Annotated in this window: 17 protein-coding genes; 11 read left to right on the forward strand and 6 right to left on the reverse strand. The window is 68.5% G+C overall.

What is annotated here, in order from left to right; translation table 11 throughout:
• Positions 1–186 precede the first annotated feature (186 nt).
• The 8 genes from ACGFNP_RS20265 (at position 187) to ACGFNP_RS20300 (ending at position 9,692) form a co-directional block, all read left to right on the forward strand.
• Positions 187–1,278, forward strand: a complete 1,092-nt coding sequence (locus ACGFNP_RS20265) for an ABC transporter ATP-binding protein (protein WP_393320562.1) — start codon at positions 187–189, stop codon at positions 1,276–1,278.
• Positions 1,271–2,365, forward strand: coding sequence for an ABC transporter ATP-binding protein (locus tag ACGFNP_RS20270; RefSeq protein WP_393320565.1), 1,095 nt, complete (start codon positions 1,271–1,273; stop codon positions 2,363–2,365). The genes ACGFNP_RS20265 and ACGFNP_RS20270 overlap by 8 nt, the downstream gene beginning before the upstream one ends.
• Positions 2,362–3,321, forward strand: coding sequence for a sugar ABC transporter permease (locus ACGFNP_RS20275; RefSeq protein WP_358316373.1), 960 nt, complete (start codon positions 2,362–2,364; stop codon positions 3,319–3,321). Before ACGFNP_RS20270 ends, ACGFNP_RS20275 begins: the two co-directional genes overlap by 4 nt.
• Before the next feature lie 95 nt (positions 3,322–3,416).
• Entirely contained in the window at positions 3,417–4,169 is a 753-nt protein-coding gene (locus ACGFNP_RS20280) for a carbohydrate ABC transporter permease (RefSeq protein ID WP_358317503.1), read from the forward strand.
• A gap of 11 nt (positions 4,170–4,180) precedes the next feature.
• Positions 4,181–4,444 (forward strand): DUF2160 family membrane protein, encoded by a 264-nt coding sequence (locus ACGFNP_RS20285; protein WP_358316370.1) that lies wholly within the window; start codon positions 4,181–4,183, stop codon positions 4,442–4,444.
• Positions 4,445–4,464: 20 nt separating this feature from the next.
• Positions 4,465–6,228, forward strand: a complete 1,764-nt coding sequence (locus tag ACGFNP_RS20290; RefSeq protein WP_393320569.1) for an ABC transporter substrate-binding protein — start codon at positions 4,465–4,467, stop codon at positions 6,226–6,228.
• 90 nt (positions 6,229–6,318) lie between these two features.
• Entirely contained in the window at positions 6,319–8,433 is a 2,115-nt protein-coding gene (locus ACGFNP_RS20295) for an ATP-dependent RecD-like DNA helicase (protein ID WP_393320572.1), read from the forward strand.
• Between the two features lie 35 nt (positions 8,434–8,468).
• Positions 8,469–9,692, forward strand: a complete 1,224-nt coding sequence (locus ACGFNP_RS20300) for an acyl-CoA dehydrogenase family protein (protein WP_358316362.1) — start codon at positions 8,469–8,471, stop codon at positions 9,690–9,692.
• A 516-nt stretch (positions 9,693–10,208) separates the two neighbouring features.
• Here ACGFNP_RS20300 and ACGFNP_RS20305 read toward each other — a convergent pair.
• Positions 10,209–10,826, reverse strand: a complete 618-nt coding sequence (locus ACGFNP_RS20305) for a hypothetical protein (protein ID WP_393320575.1) — start codon at positions 10,824–10,826, stop codon at positions 10,209–10,211.
• 1 nt (position 10,827) lies between these two features.
• On the reverse strand, positions 10,828–11,268 hold the full coding sequence (locus tag ACGFNP_RS20310; protein ID WP_358316356.1) for a carboxylesterase family protein: 441 nt from the start codon (positions 11,266–11,268) through the stop codon (positions 10,828–10,830).
• Between the two features lie 694 nt (positions 11,269–11,962).
• On the opposite strand from ACGFNP_RS20310, the gene ACGFNP_RS20315 reads away from it, so the two are divergent.
• The gene (locus tag ACGFNP_RS20315) at positions 11,963–12,409 is read left to right on the forward strand and encodes a DUF2690 domain-containing protein (protein ID WP_358316353.1); all 447 of its coding nucleotides are present in this window, start codon (positions 11,963–11,965) and stop codon (positions 12,407–12,409) included.
• Positions 12,410–12,432: 23 nt separating this feature from the next.
• Here ACGFNP_RS20315 and ACGFNP_RS20320 read toward each other — a convergent pair whose 3' ends face one another.
• From ACGFNP_RS20320 to ACGFNP_RS20335, 4 genes are all read right to left on the reverse strand, one after another.
• The gene (locus tag ACGFNP_RS20320) at positions 12,433–12,699 is read right to left on the reverse strand and encodes a hypothetical protein (protein ID WP_358316350.1); all 267 of its coding nucleotides are present in this window, start codon (positions 12,697–12,699) and stop codon (positions 12,433–12,435) included.
• A gap of 3 nt (positions 12,700–12,702) precedes the next feature.
• On the reverse strand, positions 12,703–13,188 hold the full coding sequence (locus ACGFNP_RS20325; RefSeq protein ID WP_358316347.1) for an NUDIX hydrolase: 486 nt from the start codon (positions 13,186–13,188) through the stop codon (positions 12,703–12,705).
• A gap of 120 nt (positions 13,189–13,308) precedes the next feature.
• Complete coding sequence (locus ACGFNP_RS20330; protein ID WP_393320579.1) at positions 13,309–13,839, reverse strand: hypothetical protein; 531 nt, start codon at positions 13,837–13,839, stop codon at positions 13,309–13,311.
• 319 nt (positions 13,840–14,158) lie between these two features.
• The gene (locus ACGFNP_RS20335) at positions 14,159–14,623 is read right to left on the reverse strand and encodes a hypothetical protein (RefSeq protein ID WP_393320582.1); all 465 of its coding nucleotides are present in this window, start codon (positions 14,621–14,623) and stop codon (positions 14,159–14,161) included.
• Between the two features lie 175 nt (positions 14,624–14,798).
• On the opposite strand from ACGFNP_RS20335, the gene ACGFNP_RS20340 reads away from it, so the two are divergent.
• Positions 14,799–16,229 carry a helix-turn-helix domain-containing protein gene (locus ACGFNP_RS20340; protein WP_393320585.1) on the forward strand — a complete coding sequence of 477 codons (1,431 nt, stop codon included), beginning with the start codon at positions 14,799–14,801 and terminating at the stop codon, positions 16,227–16,229.
• Positions 16,226–16,759, forward strand: a complete 534-nt coding sequence (locus ACGFNP_RS20345; protein WP_358316335.1) for an NUDIX hydrolase — start codon at positions 16,226–16,228, stop codon at positions 16,757–16,759. Before ACGFNP_RS20340 ends, ACGFNP_RS20345 begins: the two co-directional genes overlap by 4 nt.
• Positions 16,760–16,939 lie beyond the last annotated feature (180 nt).

Raw genomic sequence — 16,939 nt, forward strand, 5'->3', positions numbered from 1 at the left:
TACGGCCCGTGCCCGGTCGTACGGGCCGTACTTGTTCGTCGCGCCCAAATAAACGTCGATAAATATATGCGTATTCGCTAATAAGCAGCCGGATGGAAACTTCCCTCTTTGCACGCTCAACCAAAGCATGTTAGATGGAGGGCGGCGCGGTAGTTGATCCAGACTCCGGCAAGGAGGCTCGTGCACATGGCGCTGGTTCTCGACGGCGTCCGCGTACGGCAGCGCGGGGAAACCTGGCTGCACGACATCCACCTCGAATTATCCAGCGGAATGACCACCCTCGTCGGCCCGATGGCGGCGGGGAAGACGACGCTGATGCGTGTCGTCGGGGGGCTACTTCCGCCCGACTCGGGGCGGGTCGTGGTGAACGGAAAAGACGTAACGGCTATTTCCGTGCGCAAACGCTCGGTCGCCTTCGTCTATCAGCAATTCATCAATTATCCCTCGCTCTCGGTCTACGAGAACATCGCCTCACCGCTGCGCCTGGCACGCTCCTTTCCCAAGAAAGATATGGATCGCCGGGTGCGCGAGGTCGCCGAAATCATGGGCATCGGCGACCTGCTCGACCGCCGGCCCGCCGAGCTGTCGGGCGGCCAGCAGCAACGCACCGCGATCGCCCGCGCGCTGGCCCGGCCGGTCGACGTGCTGCTGCTCGACGAGCCGCTCGCCAACCTCGACTTCAAGCTCCGCGAGCAGTTGCGCGGCGATCTGAAGGACATGTTCCGCGACTCGCCGAGCGTGGTCCTCTATTCGACGGCCGACCCGGCCGAGGCCCTGACCTTCGCCTCGCCGACGGTGGTCCTGGGCGAGGGCCGGGTGCTGGACGTGGGCGACGTGGCGGACATGTACGCCCAGCCGCCGACGCTGGCCGTCGCCGCGACGCTCAGCGATCCGCCCCTGAACCTGCTGCCCGGCGTCGTGCGCGAGGGCCGGATCGAGTGCCTGGGCAGCTCGTTCCCCTCCCCCGGCGCGCACGCCTCGGGACGGAACGTCGTCCTCGCGGTCCGCCCCCACCAGGTGACCATCGAACGGAGCGGATCCGACGTGCTGGAGTTCCCGGCGGAGATCAGGCTCGCGGAGGTGACGGGCAGCGAGACCTTCCTGCACCTGCTGCTGGCCGACGGGCGGCACCTCGTCGCCCAGCTCGCGGGCACCCAGCTCTTCACCCCCGGCGAGCGGACCGTGGCCTACGTGGACCCGGCGCACATCTTCGTCTTCGACGACGCCGGCGGGCGCCTGCTCGCCACCTCGGCCGCGGAGGTCGACCTGCATGGCTGACATCCGGCTCGAAGGCGTGGGGCACAGCTACGACGGCGGCCGGACCTGGGCGCTGAAGCCGATGACGTGGACGTGGCGGAGCTCCAGGGCGTACGCGCTGCTCGGCCCGAGCGGATGCGGCAAGACGACGCTGCTGAACATCATCTCGGGGCTGCTCTCACCGACCGTGGGGCGCATCTGGTTCGACGACCGCGAGGTGACCGCCGTGCCGACGGCGGGCCGCAACATCGCGCAGGTCTTCCAGTTCCCGGTGCTGTACGAGGAGATGTCGGTCTACGACAACCTGGCCTTCCCCCTGCGCAACCGAAAATATCCCAAGGCGGAGATCGACCAGCGGGTACGCCGGGTCTCGCAGCTCCTCGGGCTGGACGACCACCTCCGGCGCCGGTCACGGCGGCTGGACCCGGGCCGGCAGCAGATCGTCAGCCTGGGCCGCGGGCTGGTCCGCTCCGAGGTGGCCGCCGTGCTGCTCGACGAGCCGCTCACCGTCGTGGACCCGGCGCTGAAGTGGACGCTGCGCAGCAAGCTCAAGGAGATCCACCGCGACACCGGGCACACGCTCATCTACGTCACCCACGACCAGACCGAGGCGCTGACCTTCGCCGACGAGGTGGTGGTGCTCAACGAGGGGGCGATCGTGCAGGCGGGCGAGCCGGCCGAGCTGTTCCTGTCGCCCGCGCACGAGTTCGTCGGCCACTTCATCGGCTCGCCCGGCATGAACGTCGTGCCCGCCGAGATCGCCGACGGGGTGGTCAGAGTGGCGGAGACGGACGTCGGGCGAGCTGTCGGCGAGCTGGAGCCGGGGCCCGTGCACATCGGGGTGCGGCCGGAGTTCGCCCGGCTCGGCGCCGGGGAGACCTCGCCCGGACTGCCCGTACGCGTGACGGCGGTCGACCGGATGGGCGCCTACAACCTGGTGCACGTCCAGGCCGGTGACCACCCGATGATCGCCAAGACGGAGGCGGATGCCCGGTTCGCACCGGACGCCGTGGAGTTCCTGCACTTCGCACCCGACCGGGCGTTCCTGTTCAGGGACGCGGTCCGGTGCGGGTCCATCGCACCGCTGGACGGAGAGGGCGCACCGTGACCGAGCAGAGCGTCACAGTCGCGGGCAGCCCGGTGGGCGGCGAGATCGTCACCGCCGCCGCCCCGCAGGACGGCACGCCCGACACGCGGGTGAGCGTCAAGCCGAAGAACAACCGCGCCTGGTTCCTCGTGCTGCCGGTCGTCGTGTCGGTGGCGTTCACCGCGGTGATCCCGCTGATGACCGTCGTCAACTTCTCCGTCCAGGACATCTTCAGTCCCGACGACCGGATCTTCGTGGGGCTGGAGTGGTTCAGATCCGTCGCCCGCGACCCCGAGATCCGCGCCGCGTTCGTACGGACCCTGCTCTTCTCGGCCCAGGTGCTGCTGCTGGAGATCCCGCTCGGGGTGGCGCTCGCGGTGGCGATGCCGCGGCGCGGGATCTGGGTGTCGGCGGCCCTGGTCATCGTCGCGCTGCCGCTGCTCATCCCGTGGAACGTAGTGGGCACCATCTGGCAGATCTTCGCCCGCGCCGACATCGGGCTGGGTGGCTGGACGATCAACAACGTCCTGGGCGTCGACTTCAACTACACCCTGGACTCCACCGACGCCTGGATCACGGTCCTGATCATGGACGTGTGGCACTGGACCCCGCTGGTGGCGCTGCTGGCCTACGCGGGGCTGCGGTCGATCCCCGACCCCTACTTCCAGGCCGCGCAGATCGACGGCGCCTCCGCCTGGGCGACCTTCCGCCACATCCAGCTGCCCCGGCTGCGCGGGGTGCTGACGATCGCGATCCTGCTCCGGTTCATGGACAGCTTCATGATCTACACCGAGCCGTTCGTGGTGACCGGGGGCGGGCCGGGCAACGCCACCTCGTTCCTGAGCATCCTGCTGTCGAAGATCGCCGTCGGCCAGTTCGACCTGGGGCCGGCCGGCGCCTTCTCGCTGCTGTACTTCCTCGTCGTACAGATCGTCTCGTACGTCTTCTTCACCGTACTGACCAGGGCAGGGAGGTGACCGCGATGGCCGAGGGGCAGGTCGCCGTGGCACGGCGGGTTAGGCGGCAGTTGCCGTGGGCGCGGGCGGTGTTCTGGCTGTACGCCGCCACCCTGATGCTGCCGCTGCTGTGGATGTTCGGCATGTCCATCCGCCCGAACGAGGACATCCTCGGCAGTTTCTCGCTCATTCCGCAGCGGACCACGCTCGACAACTACCGGACGTTCTTCACGGACCCGGTCTGGTATTCGAGCTACCTGAACTCCATCATCTACACGTCCATGAACGCGGTGATGTCGCTCATCGTGGCGCTGCCGGCCGCCTATGCCTTCTCCCGGTTCCGGTTCGCCGGGGACAAGCACCTGTTCTTCTGGCTGCTGACGAATCGCATGGCGCCGCCGGCCGTCTTCCTGCTGCCCTTTTTCCAGATTTATCAGAGCGTGGGGTTGTTCGATACCCATCTCGGCGTGGCCATCGCGCACATGCTGTTCAACGTCCCGCTCGCCGTCTGGATCCTCGAAGGGTTCATGTCCGGAATACCGCGCGAGATAGATGAGACGGCGGCGATCGACGGCTATTCCCTGCCGCGATTCTTCCTGCGCATCTTCCTGCCGATGATCCGCTCCGCCGTGGGCGTGACCCTCTTCTTCTGCTTCATGTTCAGCTGGGTCGAGCTGCTCATCGCCAGGACCATCACCTCGGTCGACGCCAAGCCCATCGCCGCCACGATGACCCGGACGGTGAGCGCGGCCGGAGTGGACTGGGGGCTCCTGGCCACGGCGGGCGTGCTGACCATCATTCCCGGCGCCATCGTCATCTGGTTCGTGCGCAACTACGTGGCTAAGGGCTTCGCCCTCGGAAGGGTCTGACGATGCAGTGGATGGTGTGGACCCTCCCCACGGCCCTGGTCTTCATCGGCCTGGCGCTGCTGCTGTGCGGCATGGCGATCTGGGGCCACTTCTCGCCACCGGTCGCCCGGCGCGGCTTCCTGCGCATCGAGACCGACCGTGGTGACCGCTTGTACATCGGCCTGATCAGCGCGGCCGTCGTACTCGCCGGCTGGATCGCCGTCACCGACCTGTCCATGTGGCTGGCGCTGGCGTGCGCGCTCCTGGTGACGATCGTGATCGGGATTTGGGGCTGACCGAAGGAGGCATTCAGGCGATGAGACGTCTAAGGGGCAGAACCACGGCGGCTGGCCTGGCCGTGCTCGTCCTGCTGGCGAACGGCTGCTCGGGCGGTGAGAAGAAACCCCAGAGCAACTTCACCGAGGCCGAGGGGAAGGCGGCGGCGCAGAAGTGGGTGTCCAGCGAGTTCACGCCGAGCACCCTGTCCAAGGACCAGCAGCTCGCGGAGATGGACTGGTTCACCAAGGCCGCCGCTCCATACCGCGGCATGGAGATCAACGTCGTCTCCGAGACGATCACCACCCACGAGTACGAGTCGCAGAAACTCGCCAAGGCGTTCACCGACATCACCGGGATCAAGGTCAAGCACGACCTGATCCAGGAAGGTGACGTGATCGAGAAGCTGCAGACCCAGATCCAGGGCAACCAGAACATCTACGACGCCTACGTCAACGACTCCGACCTCATCGGCACCCACTCCCGCGGCAACTATGTCTTCCCGTTGTCCGACTACATGGCGGGCGAGGGCAAGGCGATCACCTCGCCCACCCTCGACCTGAACGACTTCATCGGCACCAGCTTCACCACCGGGCCGGACAAGAAGCTGTACCAGCTGCCCGACCAGCAGTTCGCCAACCTCTACTGGTTCCGCTACGACTGGTTCACCAACCCGGCGATCAAGAAGCAGTTCAAGGACGCCTACGGCTACGACCTGGGTGTGCCGGTCAACTGGGCGGCATATGAGGACATCGCCGACTTCTTCACCAACAAGGTGAACGGCAACGGGACCGTCGACGGCAAGAAGGTCTACGGCCACATGGACTACGGCCGCAAGGACCCCTCGCTCGGCTGGCGCTTCACCGACGCGTGGCTGTCCATGGCCGGCAACGGCGACCCGGGCATCCCCAACGGCCTGCCGGTGGACGAGTGGGGCATCAGGGTGGAGAACTGCCGCCCGGTCGGCTCCTCGATGACCCGCGGCGGCGACACCAACGGGCCCGCCTCGGTGTACGCGCTGACCAAGTACGTCGACTGGTTGAAGAAGTACGCGCCGAAGGAAGCGGCCGGCATGAACTTCAGCGAGGCGGGACCGGTGCCGGCGCAGGGCAACATCGCCCAGCAGGTCTTCTGGTACACCACGTTCACCGCCGACATGACCAAGCCGGGACTCCCGGTCGTCAACGCCGACGGGACGCCGAAGTGGCGCATCGCGCCCAGCCCGCACGGCATCTACTGGAAGGAAGGCAACAAGCTGGGCTACCAGGACGCCGGCTCCTGGACCCTGCTGAAGAACACCCCCAAGGAGCGCAGGGCGGCGGCCTGGCTGTACGCCCAGTTCGTCACCTCCAAGACGGTCTCGCTGAAGAAGTCGATCACCGGTCTGACCTTCATCCGCGACTCCGACATCAAGAGCGACTACTTCGCCAAGAACGCGGCCAAGTACGGCGGCCTGATCGAGTTCTACAACTCGCCCGCCCGCAAGCAGTGGACGCCGACCGGCACCAACGTGCCCGACTACCCGAAGCTGGCCCAGCTCTGGTGGCAGAACGTCGCCACCGCCGTCACCGGTGAGACCACCGCCCAGCAGTCGATGGACAACCTGGCCAAGCAGCAGGACGACATCCTGTCCCGGCTGGAGCGCCGCGGCGGCAACTGCGCGCCCAAGCTGAACCCTGAGCAGCCCGCCCAGTACTGGCTGGACCAGCCCGGCGCCCCGGTGCCGAAGCTGGCCGACGAGCGCGGCAAGCCGGCGACGCTGGACTACGACAAGCTCATCGCCACGTGGAAGACCGGAGGCTGATCAGTCGCGGCGGGACCGACGGGTAATCTGTCGGTCCCCCTCCTTAGTGTGCCTACACGGCCAGCAAGCGCGAATGATTGGATCAGTGCCGTGGAGGCCTCTGTCGAGCAGCTCGTGTACGTCCGTGAGGACGAATACACGGTTGCTCGGATGAGCGCCGAGTCCACACCCTCCTTCGTAGCCGTGGGCCGCGCGCTGGCCGGCGTCCAGCCGGGAGAGACGCTGGAGCTCACCGGCGAGTGGGGCGAGCACCCCCGCCACGGCAGGCGCTTCACGGTGACGGCGTGCGAGCGGGTCGTGCCGTCCACCACCCGGGCCATCCAGCTCTACCTGGGCTCCGGCCTGATCCGCGGCATCGGCCCGCGACTCGCCCAGGCCATCGTCGGTCACTTCGGCGAGGCGACGCTGACCGTCATCGACACCGAGCCCCAGCGGCTCACGGAAGTCGTCAACATCGGCCCGGCGCGGCAGGGCCAGATCCTGGAGGCGTGGCGGGAGCAGAAGGAGATCGCCGCGCTGATGGTGGTCCTCCAGGGCTTCGGGGTCAGCCCGCTGCTCGCCGCCAAGATCTTCCAGGTCTTCGGCCGCGACTCGGCGGAGCTCGTCGCCTCCGACCCGTACCAGCTCATCGGCCGGGTGCGGGGCATCGCGTTCGGCACGGCCGACAAGATCGCTCTCCAGTCGGGAGTCCCGGAGCACAGCCCGCAGCGGATCAAGGCGGCGCTGCTCGACCGGCTGGAGAGCGCCGCCGCCCGGGGCGGCCACTGCTACCTGTCGATGACCGCGCTGCTCACGCAGACCGCCGAGCTCGTCGAGCAGGATCAGGACGTGGTGCGGCCGATGATCGACGCCCTCACGGCCGAGCGGCGGGTGGTCGTCGAGGCGGCCCCCGACCAGATCGTGGTCTACGGCAAGGAGCTGCACAGCCGCGAGCTCAAGCTGGCCGAGCACGTGGACCGGTTGTGGCGGGCCCGCTCGACGCTGCCCCTGCGGCCCTTCCAGGAGGACCCCGCGCTGCACGACGACCAGAAAGCGGCCGTGACCATGGCGCTGACCAGCACCGTATCGGTCCTCACCGGCGGTCCTGGCTGCGGCAAGAGCCACACGGTGCGGGTGATCGCGGCCACCGCGCGGGCGATGGGCGGCCAGGTGACGCTCGCCGCGCCCACCGGGAAGGCGGCCAAGCGCCTGTCGGAGCTCACCGGCCTGCCCGCCATGACCATCCACCGGATGCTGGCCCAGCAGCCCGACCCCGACAAGCTGTTCGACCAGACGCCCGCGCAGGCCGACCTGATCGTGGTCGACGAGGCGTCCATGCTGGACCTGCACCTGGCCACCCGGCTCACCTCGGCCATCCCGTCGGGCAGCCACCTGCTGCTCGTCGGCGACAGCGACCAGCTGCCGAGCATCGGCCCCGGCAGCGTGCTGGCCGACCTGCTGCGCGTCGAGGAGATCCCGCGCGTACGGCTCACCCACGTCTTCCGCCAGGCCGACGGCAGCGGCATCATCCAGAACGCCCACCGCATCAAGGCCGGGCGGCTGCCCGCGATCCCGGGCGGCGGCGGCTTCTGGTTCGAGGAGCTCGACGACCCCGAGGCCGTCGCCGAACGGGTCGTCCACCTGGCGACGGTGGCGATCCCGCGCAAGCAGGGCGTCGAGCCGGGCCAGGTGCAGGTGTTGTGCCCGATGCGCAAGGGCGTGGCGGGCACCGCCGAGCTCGGCCGCCGGCTCCAGGAGCGGCTCAACCCGGCCAGGGAGGGACGGGCCGAGCACTGGTCGGGCGCCTCGGCCTTCCGGGTCGGCGACCGGGTCATGCCGATCCGCAACAACTACGACAAGGGCGTCTTCAACGGCGAGACGGGCACGATCACCGACATCATCCAGGAGCAGCGGCTCGTGGAGATCGTCATCGACGACGGCGACACGGTGACCTACGGCTTCGACGAGCTCGACGACCTGACCCACGCCTACGCGATCAGCGTGCACCGCTCGCAGGGCAGCGAATATCCGTTCGTGGTCGCGCCGCTCGTCGCCGAGTCCGGCGGCATCATGCTGCGCCGCAAGCTTCTCTACACCCTGGTCACGCGGGCCCGGTCGTGGGTGGTGCTGGTCGGCGAGCGCAAGGCGCTGGAGCTGGCGGTCGCCCGGCTCGGCGACCGCCGCAACACCGGCCTCACCCGGCGGCTGGCCCATCTGCTGGCCTGACATTTTGCTGGCCCGACATTCCCCGAAGGAGCACCATGGCCATCGACTTCACCCTCGCCCCCGAGCACGAGAAGATCCGCGACCGGGTCCGGGCCTTCATCCAGGGCACGGTCGTCCCGGCCGTCGAGGAGGTGCCGGAGAGCGACCGCGAGGCCTACCTGCGGACCATCTTCCGGCTGCGCGAGAAGGCCAAGGCCGAAGGGCTGTGGCTGCCGCACATGCCCAAGGAGTGGGGCGGCATGGGCCTCGGCCACGTCGAGCTGGCCATGGTGCAGTCGGAGGCGGCCAAGACCCGGCTCGGGCCGTGGGTGCTCAACTGCATGGCACCCGACGAGGGCAACATGCACACGCTGCTGCACTGGGCGAGCGACGAGCAGAAGGAGAGATACCTGCGTCCCCTGCTTGAGGGGAGCAAGATGTCGTGCTTCGCGATGACCGAGCCGGAGGTCGCCGGCTCCGACCCGACGCTGATCCGTACGCGGGCGGTGAAGGACGGCGACGAATGGGTGATCAACGGCCACAAGTGGTTCATCTCCAACGCCCGCCGGGCCGGCTTCGCCATCCTCATCGCCAGGACCGAACTCGACCTGCCCGAAGGGGCGCGGGGCGCCAACACCGCCTTCCTCGTCGACCTGCCCTCGCCGGGCTGGAACGACATCCGCGAGGTCGAGACCATGCACGGCTCGACGGGCCACAGCGAGATCGTCATCACCGACCTGCGCGTGCCCGACGGCCAGGTGCTCGGCGGGCGGGGCAACGGCCACCGGCTCGGCCAGTACCGTTTGGGCCCGGCCCGGCTGGCGCACTGCATGCGCTGGATCTCGCAGGCGGAGACGGCGCTCGACATGATGGTCGACCGCGCGCTCAACAGGTACAGCCACGGCTCTCTGCTCGCCGACAAGCAGGGGGTGCAGTGGCTGATCGCCGACTCGGCCATGGAGCTGTACCAGTGCAAGCTGATGGTGCTGCACGCCGCGTACAAGATCGACAAGGGCGAGGACTTCCGTACGGAGGTGTCGATGGCCAAGCACTTCGTGGCCAACAGTCTCAACCGCATCATCGACCGGGCGATCCAGGTGCACGGCGCGCTCGGCTACTCCACCGACACGCCGCTGGCGAACATGTTCCAGCACGCCCGCTGGGCCAGGTTCGCCGACGGGGCCGACGAGATCCACCAGATGCGCATCGCGGAGCGCACCATCGCCGCCTACCGCGACACCGGCTCGACCGGTGCGGCCACCGGCGGTCTTCCCCTGTGACCCGCCGTCAGGGCTGAGGGTTCTTGGGGCGATAAGGGTCGCCCGCCTTTCACCGGGCGGCCGACCCGACCTCCCATCTCCTGGGCGCACGACCGACGAGCTGCCCGAGCCGGTAGCACCATCCCACGGTGTCTCAGCCCGCACGTCCCAAGGCCGGTAGATCAATGCGAGCGACTGGCATGGGAAGCAGCCCGCGCGCGGGAACGCGTTCGCGTCGTCGCGTGGACCCCCGGCGGCAGGCGAGCAGACCGCCCCCGCCGAGCGGCACTTCCCGGTCTCCGTGGTCGGCGCATACGGGCTGTTCGCTGTCGCGACCGTACTCCTGGTCCTGCTCTCCGCCCTGGGCGTCGGCGGCAGCTGACATTCCCCAGAGTTCCACGCCCTCCCCCAGCCGACGCCATCGGCCTCGCGGGTGGTCTCCTCGGGCCAGCGGGAGGTGTCGCGCCGCTGCCCAGGTCACACCCGCAGGCCTCCGGCGCGCACCGCGCGCGCCGAAGGCCGTGGCCGTGCTGCCGGTCAGCTCGGGTTGAGATCGTTCTTCCAGATTTCCCGCTCGTCGCGGCGCGGGTCGTGCACGATGACGTTGTCCGGCTTGTTGTCGCGGTAGAAGGTCATCACCGGGCGTTCGGTGGTGTTGTAAGGGGCCCACTGGTCGAGGTCGCCGGTCTTGACGAACTCGACCCAGCGTCCGTGCAGGGCGTCCGCCAGTCCCTGGGGCGGGTTCGGACCGGTGAACTCCGCGCTGTCGGGATTGTTGAGCGTGTCCCACACGAAGGGGAGCGGAAGGCTGTGGCAGGCGCCGAGCTTGACGCGGAGGGTGTTGGGCGTGGCGGGTGACCGCCAGCCGAACTCGAAGACGTGGGTGGTGGCAGGCGCGTCGCTGCGAGCCTCGGCGATGCGGTAGGTGGGGATGCGGAACATGCGGTCGGTCAGCGTCGCGCAGGCGATGCCGGAGGGGGCGTTGCGGACGTACGGCTCGACGCTGGTATCGGCGTAGCGGTCGTAGAAGCCGACCGGGGCACCGTAGACCTCGGTCCTGGTCCTGAACGGCGCCGCTCCGGGCCAGCCCACCATGGCGGTGGGAACGACGAAGGTCCTGAACTCCTCGACCGTGGTGCCGATCAGCAGCGGCACGTCAGCGCCACGACCGTCGGCGATGGCGTCGAGTGACGCAGACGACGCCGTCGCGGGCGAAGGTGGCGCCGTCGTAGGTCGTCACCGCGGAGGAGCCGGTGGTGAACGCGCCGCCGTGGATCCACACCAGCACCGGCATCGCGGCGTCGGAGCCGGCGGCGCTGGTCCACACGTTCAGGTTGAGGTAACCGTCCCCCGGGATGACCGGGTTGTGGAACAGCTCGCCGAGCTTGCCCTTGAGCGGCGGTTGCGGCGGGGTCGGTCCGAAGTCGTGAGCGGGCAACGGCGCACTCCACGTATCGGGCGGCACGGGCGCGCCGAACCTGTTCGGCCCGACGGGAGCGGCGGCATAGGGGATCCCGCGGAAGGACGCGATCCCGTTTTCGATCAGCCCCGCTACCGGGCCATAGGCGGTCGGGACCTCAACGGTGGTGGGTGACATGACGCTCCTCGGCCGGGACAAGGCGGTGCACACTCGCACAGGGTCGGCCGTCCCCCGGAGCACCGTCCAGACCGCCAGCTGCGGCCAGTCACCACATCATTACCCAGAGTGACGTCTGTTCGTCGCAGAGTGTCACCAATGACGATCTATGGCTGTGGGGTCTCTCCACGGAGGCGGGCAGGCTCCCGTCATGTTCGGCGAGTACTCCACCCACGAACTCCGCATCAGCCCGAGGCGTACGACCCGAAGCTGGACGCCGACTTCGCCCCGCTTCGCGAGCAAGACGCGGCCCGCGGTTGGCTTCGGCCAGGCCGCCGGCAACCTCCCACCAGAACCCCAAGACCCCCAGGCCAGCAGCCTACCCAGCCATATCCGCCCGACTTTTCCGAGTTCTACGGGGACCGCGGGGCGTGCTGCGCGGCGCGGGTGACGGAGACGTCGCCGCTGCGCGCGGCGCTCTGTAGCCACCCCCATCGGCCTGGGCTATTTGTCCAACCGCACGTCTGGACAATGTTTGGACGGCTGTCCGGCGGATGTCCGTTGCCGCCGTTCGAGGCGCCCGGCATAGTCGGAGCTGTTCTCGCCCCCCGCCTATCGGGAAATCTCCCTCCTTCCAGAGATCTTTCTCGCGGAGAGATAAGGGCGCGAGAAATTGAGTTCGTACCCCGGGCCTCTCACAAAGGAGTCGACCGATATGAAGATCCACGTAGCAGCGGCTGCGGTGTCCGTAGCGACGATTGGGACGCTCTTGCTGACCACGGGCCCAGCGAGTGCCCACACGTACGACGGAAAGGACCCCTACAGAAGCGGGTGCGCCAACAGCAAGGTCTACACCGGGAAGAAGGCCTCGCTGAGCAACGAGATCGATGACACCCTGGGCACGATCCGGCTGTATTACTCCCGTCGCTGCGGCACCAACTGGGGCGAGGTGACGGTGCCCAAGAACGCGACCGGCCATATCACCGTCTTCACCAGCCGCAAGAGCATCTCCTTCACCTACCGCGCCGGGAACGGCGGGCACCACTGGGGCGACATGGTCTACGCGCCAAGCGGCGTCTGTGCCCAAGCCACGGGCAGCGTGACGATCGGGATCGGCCGCGTCAACAAGGGCAGCGGCACCACGGCGAAGGCCTGCGGCTGATTTGTGATCGCCGCGCTACTGCGTCAGGCATAGCTGAGCGAGCAGGTGGGCGACCGCCCAGTCCTGCATGGGATGCCGACGGTCTTGAAGACCGTGCGTCCGGTTCGGGGGGCCAGGCCGTCCGTCAGGGCGGTGCCAAGCTCGATCAGGTGATCCTCGGTGATCACACCGTGTGCGAGAGCGTGGATCACCTCTCCGGCCTCCTCGAGGACCGCTTCCCGCTCGTCGATCACGACGGTCGCGTCGGCGTACTCGTGTGAGTGCTCCACCGAGTACGCGGATACGTGCACAGCTCAGGCATCGCGCTCGGCGGGCAGGAAGATCGTCTGCTGGTTCTTGCGGGCGGTTCGGGCGGCCGGGATGCGGGCGGCGGTCGTGGCGGGCAGCTTGATGGCCGCCTCGTCCCAGGGCCAGAACTGGGCGGCGTCGAGCTCGTCGGTCTGCAACCGGATCCGGCAAGGATCGGCGATGATCCCGCCGTCGAAGATGAAGTTCATCATCGGCCGCCGCCGATCCCCCATCGGGGCCACCCAATCGACCACGAGCAGAGCGCCGGCGGGGACCTGCAGACCGAGTTCCTCGCCGACCTCGCGCGCGGCGCACATCTGAGGAGGCTCACCGTCGTCCACCATCCCGCCGGGCACCGCCCAGTAGGGGCGGTAGTTGGGTTTGACCAGCAGGACGCGATCGGCGTCATCGGTGAGCAGCATGCACGCGGAGAGGTGAACGGTGGGCAGGCTGGCATACCACTGCTCGGGCGGCAGATAGGTCTGACTCACCTCATCCACGCTACCCCGGCACGGGCTGCCCGCCCGCGATTTGGCCGATCTGTCCAGAGGGCAGCTGGTCCGGCAGTTGATCGAGGAACGCGCTCACCTCGGCGACGGGCCGATACGGGATCAGCACGTCGGCCAGCAGGCATCGGCGCTGGGATCGGGGCGCGGCGTGAGGTGGTCAGAGCCGCCAGGCTGCGCGGGCCCGGCAGGTAAGTGATTGTCTGCGCCTATCTCGGCCCAAATGACCTTCCCACCGCACTGGGAGGGGTAGGTGCCCCAGCGGCGCGCCAGGGCGCCTACGGCGCTCATGTGGGGGTCCGGTGGGGTAGTGCCTGGTGGGGTGGGGTCGGTGTCCCACACGTCGATGATCAGGGCATCGGCGCGGCGGTGGACCCGGATACTCACGGCGGTGATGGTGGCGGGGTTGATATCGGAGTATCGGGGGTTGGGGTCGGGGTGGCCAGTGTTCTCGACAGCGCGGGCGAGCAGGTGGCCAGCGGTCTGTTCGGCGGGGTGATCGAGGTAGGGCAGGCCCCACACTCGGGCGCCGATGCGGGCGACTTGCGCGCCGATGGTGATCGCGGTGTGCAGCGCCAACAGGGTGACCTCGGAGGCGCGCACGGTGGGCGGCACGGGCGCGAACCGGTCGCTCATGAGGCCCCCCGACCCTCGATGGGGAAGAGAACCGGTTCGGCGTCGCGGAGGTAGTGCGCGAGCGTCGGTTGGACAGTGCAGGCCCGCCGCGCCCTCCGGGGCCACCATCGCCGCAGGAATCCGGGGCGGCACAGTCGGCACCTCCCGCGCGGGTCGACGCGGTGCCAGGCGTTGATCCCCAGCAAGGCACCGGTCAGCCGTAGGAGCCACCGTTCGGCGGTGGCTTGGTCCACAACGATCGCGGGAACCCCCGCCGCGATCACCTGACCGATCAACTCTTTCAGCCGTCGGTCAATGACCTCATGGACAGGTGCTGGGGTCATGGCATGGCCTCGATGGTGTGGGACATCACCAAGACATCAGCACCGGTCTCTATCTCGATCAGGGCGCGCATGGCCTGATAGATGCCGTCGAACTCCGACAGATGCTCCGGACCGGGGATCACCACGATGCTGATGTCGGGGCGGCACAGCGCCTGGAGAAGCTCACCAAACGCCGACTGCCGGAACGGGTGCGGGTGCTCGGTGTAGATGCCGACCAGGTCCAGCCCGGACCGCGCCGCGAACCCGCGCAGGCGTGCGGTGACCTGCTCGCTGGCGGCGGTGTCGGTGTCGGGCCGAAGCCGCACGTACCCCACCGCCCGGCATCGTGCTGTGGGTGGGAGGGCCGATGCGGTCAGCGGTCCCGGATGCGTGACCGGAGCGACCCCGACGACGGGGCGGCCCGTGGTCGCCAGGTAGTCCCCGCCGATCACCGGCTCTGGTGCTGCGTGTTGTGTGGTCACGGTGTGCCTTTCGTGCTGGTCGGCTGGGAGGTGCTCCCACAGTGACCAACCGCCCGCGCATGCAGCCATGACCAATAACGCATATGGATATGCGCCCCAGCGAATACCTGGATGCGCAACGTGAGCGCATGGTTACATTCGGGGTGAAGGATCTCCGATGTGGCGGTGAGTCCAGATGACTGACACGCAGGCGCGGCGCTGCCGCTGCGGGACACGACTAGCGCGCGACAACACCAGCGGCCGGTGCGCGGCATGCACCACGGGCGCGCGTGCGGCGACTGGTACGCCCGCCGGGCCGCCGAGGGTGCCGCCGGAGTTCTGGACCCATCCCGGCATGCGCTCAGCGCTCGACCAGTGGCACATGGGCAAGGTCATCGCGGCCTATCGCGCCCACCCGCACCACGGCCGCCCCCTACGACAGGAAACGGTGGCAGCGTGGGTGGGCATCACCCAACCCCAGCTGTCCAGGATTGAGAACGGCCCGCCGATAACCAACTTGGGCAGACTCACACAGTGGGCGCGACTGCTGCACATCCCGGCTGACCGGCTGTGGTTTCAGGTACCGCAGCAGCGCGCGGCGCGCCCACCAGCGCACGCCTCAGCCCCGGCCGCGGAACCGCCCCCGGTCCCTGTTCCGGTGTCGGCGCGGGCCACCGTCTTGGGGCCGGGTGAGGATGCGGCAGCGGCGGCGGTGGCGGCGTGGCGGGCGGTGGACGCCCAAATTGGCGGCGCTCACCTGTACGCGACCGTCACCACCTACCTACGCGACCACCTCAGTCCCCGCATGTTCGGCGGTGAGGGCCCGCAGGTGTTCACCGCGGCCGCGGCACTCACAGAAATGGCCGGGTGGATGGCGCATGACGCCGGAGACGACGACCGCGCCGGGCGGCATTTCGCGCGGGCGCGAGACCTGTCCGGCGTGGGCGACGACCCCCATTTGAGGGTTCACGTGCTCGCGAGCCTGGCCCACCTCGCGCACCATCGCGCCCACCCCGATGACGCTATCGGCTACGCCGCTCAGGGACAGCGCGAGTTGACGGCGGGACCGGCTCACCCCGAACTGGCGGCGCGGCTGTGGGCGTTGCAGGCTCGCGGGCACGCCGCCGCAGGACGATCACGGGAAACGCGCGCACTGTTGGGCCGCGCTGAGACCGCCCTGCAGGGCAGCCACAGCGCAGCCCCGTCGCCCTGGGTGTCACCGTTTGATGCTGCGTCCCTCGCCGGAGACGCGGCCCGGTGCATGCGGCAGCTCGGCGACCTACTCGCAGCCCAGCGCCACGCCCAGCGAGTTCTAGAGCTGCGGCCAGCCGGCCGCACCCGCTCCCGCGCGTTCGGGCACCTCACCCTGGCCGGTGTGCTCATCGAACGCGGCGCGTTGGACCAGGCGTGTGCGGTCGCGACCGATGTTCTTCATACCACCGGGTCGCTAGGCTCGTATCCGGTGATTCAGCAACTACGCGATCTGCGCGACCAGCTCCAGCCGCACCGCGCCACCGCATGCGCGCGGGGCTTCCTCGACCACCTGGCCGAGGCGCTGCGGCAGCGTGAATGGCTCTACCAGCTCACCACCGACACCACACAGCCAAGGACCAGCCCAACCCCATGACCGAGCCCGACACCCGGCCGCTCTACGAACGCGATCCCGCCGCCTACCGCGCGCATCTGACCGAGGGCAACGCCCGCCAGGCCCGCAAGCGCGTGGGGGTAGACGCCCTCATTTGTGATGATCACGGCCGTGTGCTGCTCGTCGACCCCACCTACAAACCCAATTGGGATCTCCCCGGTGGCATGGCCGAAGCCAACGAACCACCGCTTGATGCCCTCCGCCGAGAACTGACCGAAGAACTCGGCCTCCACCTCCCGGAGGACATGGCGTTGGTGTGTGTGGACTGGGTGCCACCACACGGCCCATGGGACGACTCGGTGATGTTCATTTTCAACGCCGGAATCCTCACCCCCGACCAAACCGCCGCGCTACGCCTTGCAGATACCGAGTTGGGCGCGTTCGAGTTCTGCACCCACAACCAAGCAGAGAAACGGCTCCGGCCGTACGTGTGGGCACGCCTACAGGCCGCGATCACCGCCGCTGACGCTGGCACCGTCGCATACCTGCACAACGGCCACCCCGTCAGGTAGTGCTGTGACCGCATAGGTTCGCCGGGTCGGCGATCGTAGCGGTTGGATGTTCAGTGTTCAGTGTTCTGTCCCGGCTGCATCAACCCTGAGAAGCTCACGGGCCTCGCTCTGTGACTCTGTCGATATGCAGCGGGGCTCACGCGTGCAACCGGCCCGTGGCCGCATCTTTCCGCCTGAACT

This window comes from Nonomuraea sp. NPDC049269, assembly GCF_043197155.1.
Taxonomy (GTDB): Bacteria; Actinomycetota; Actinomycetes; order Streptosporangiales; family Streptosporangiaceae; genus Nonomuraea.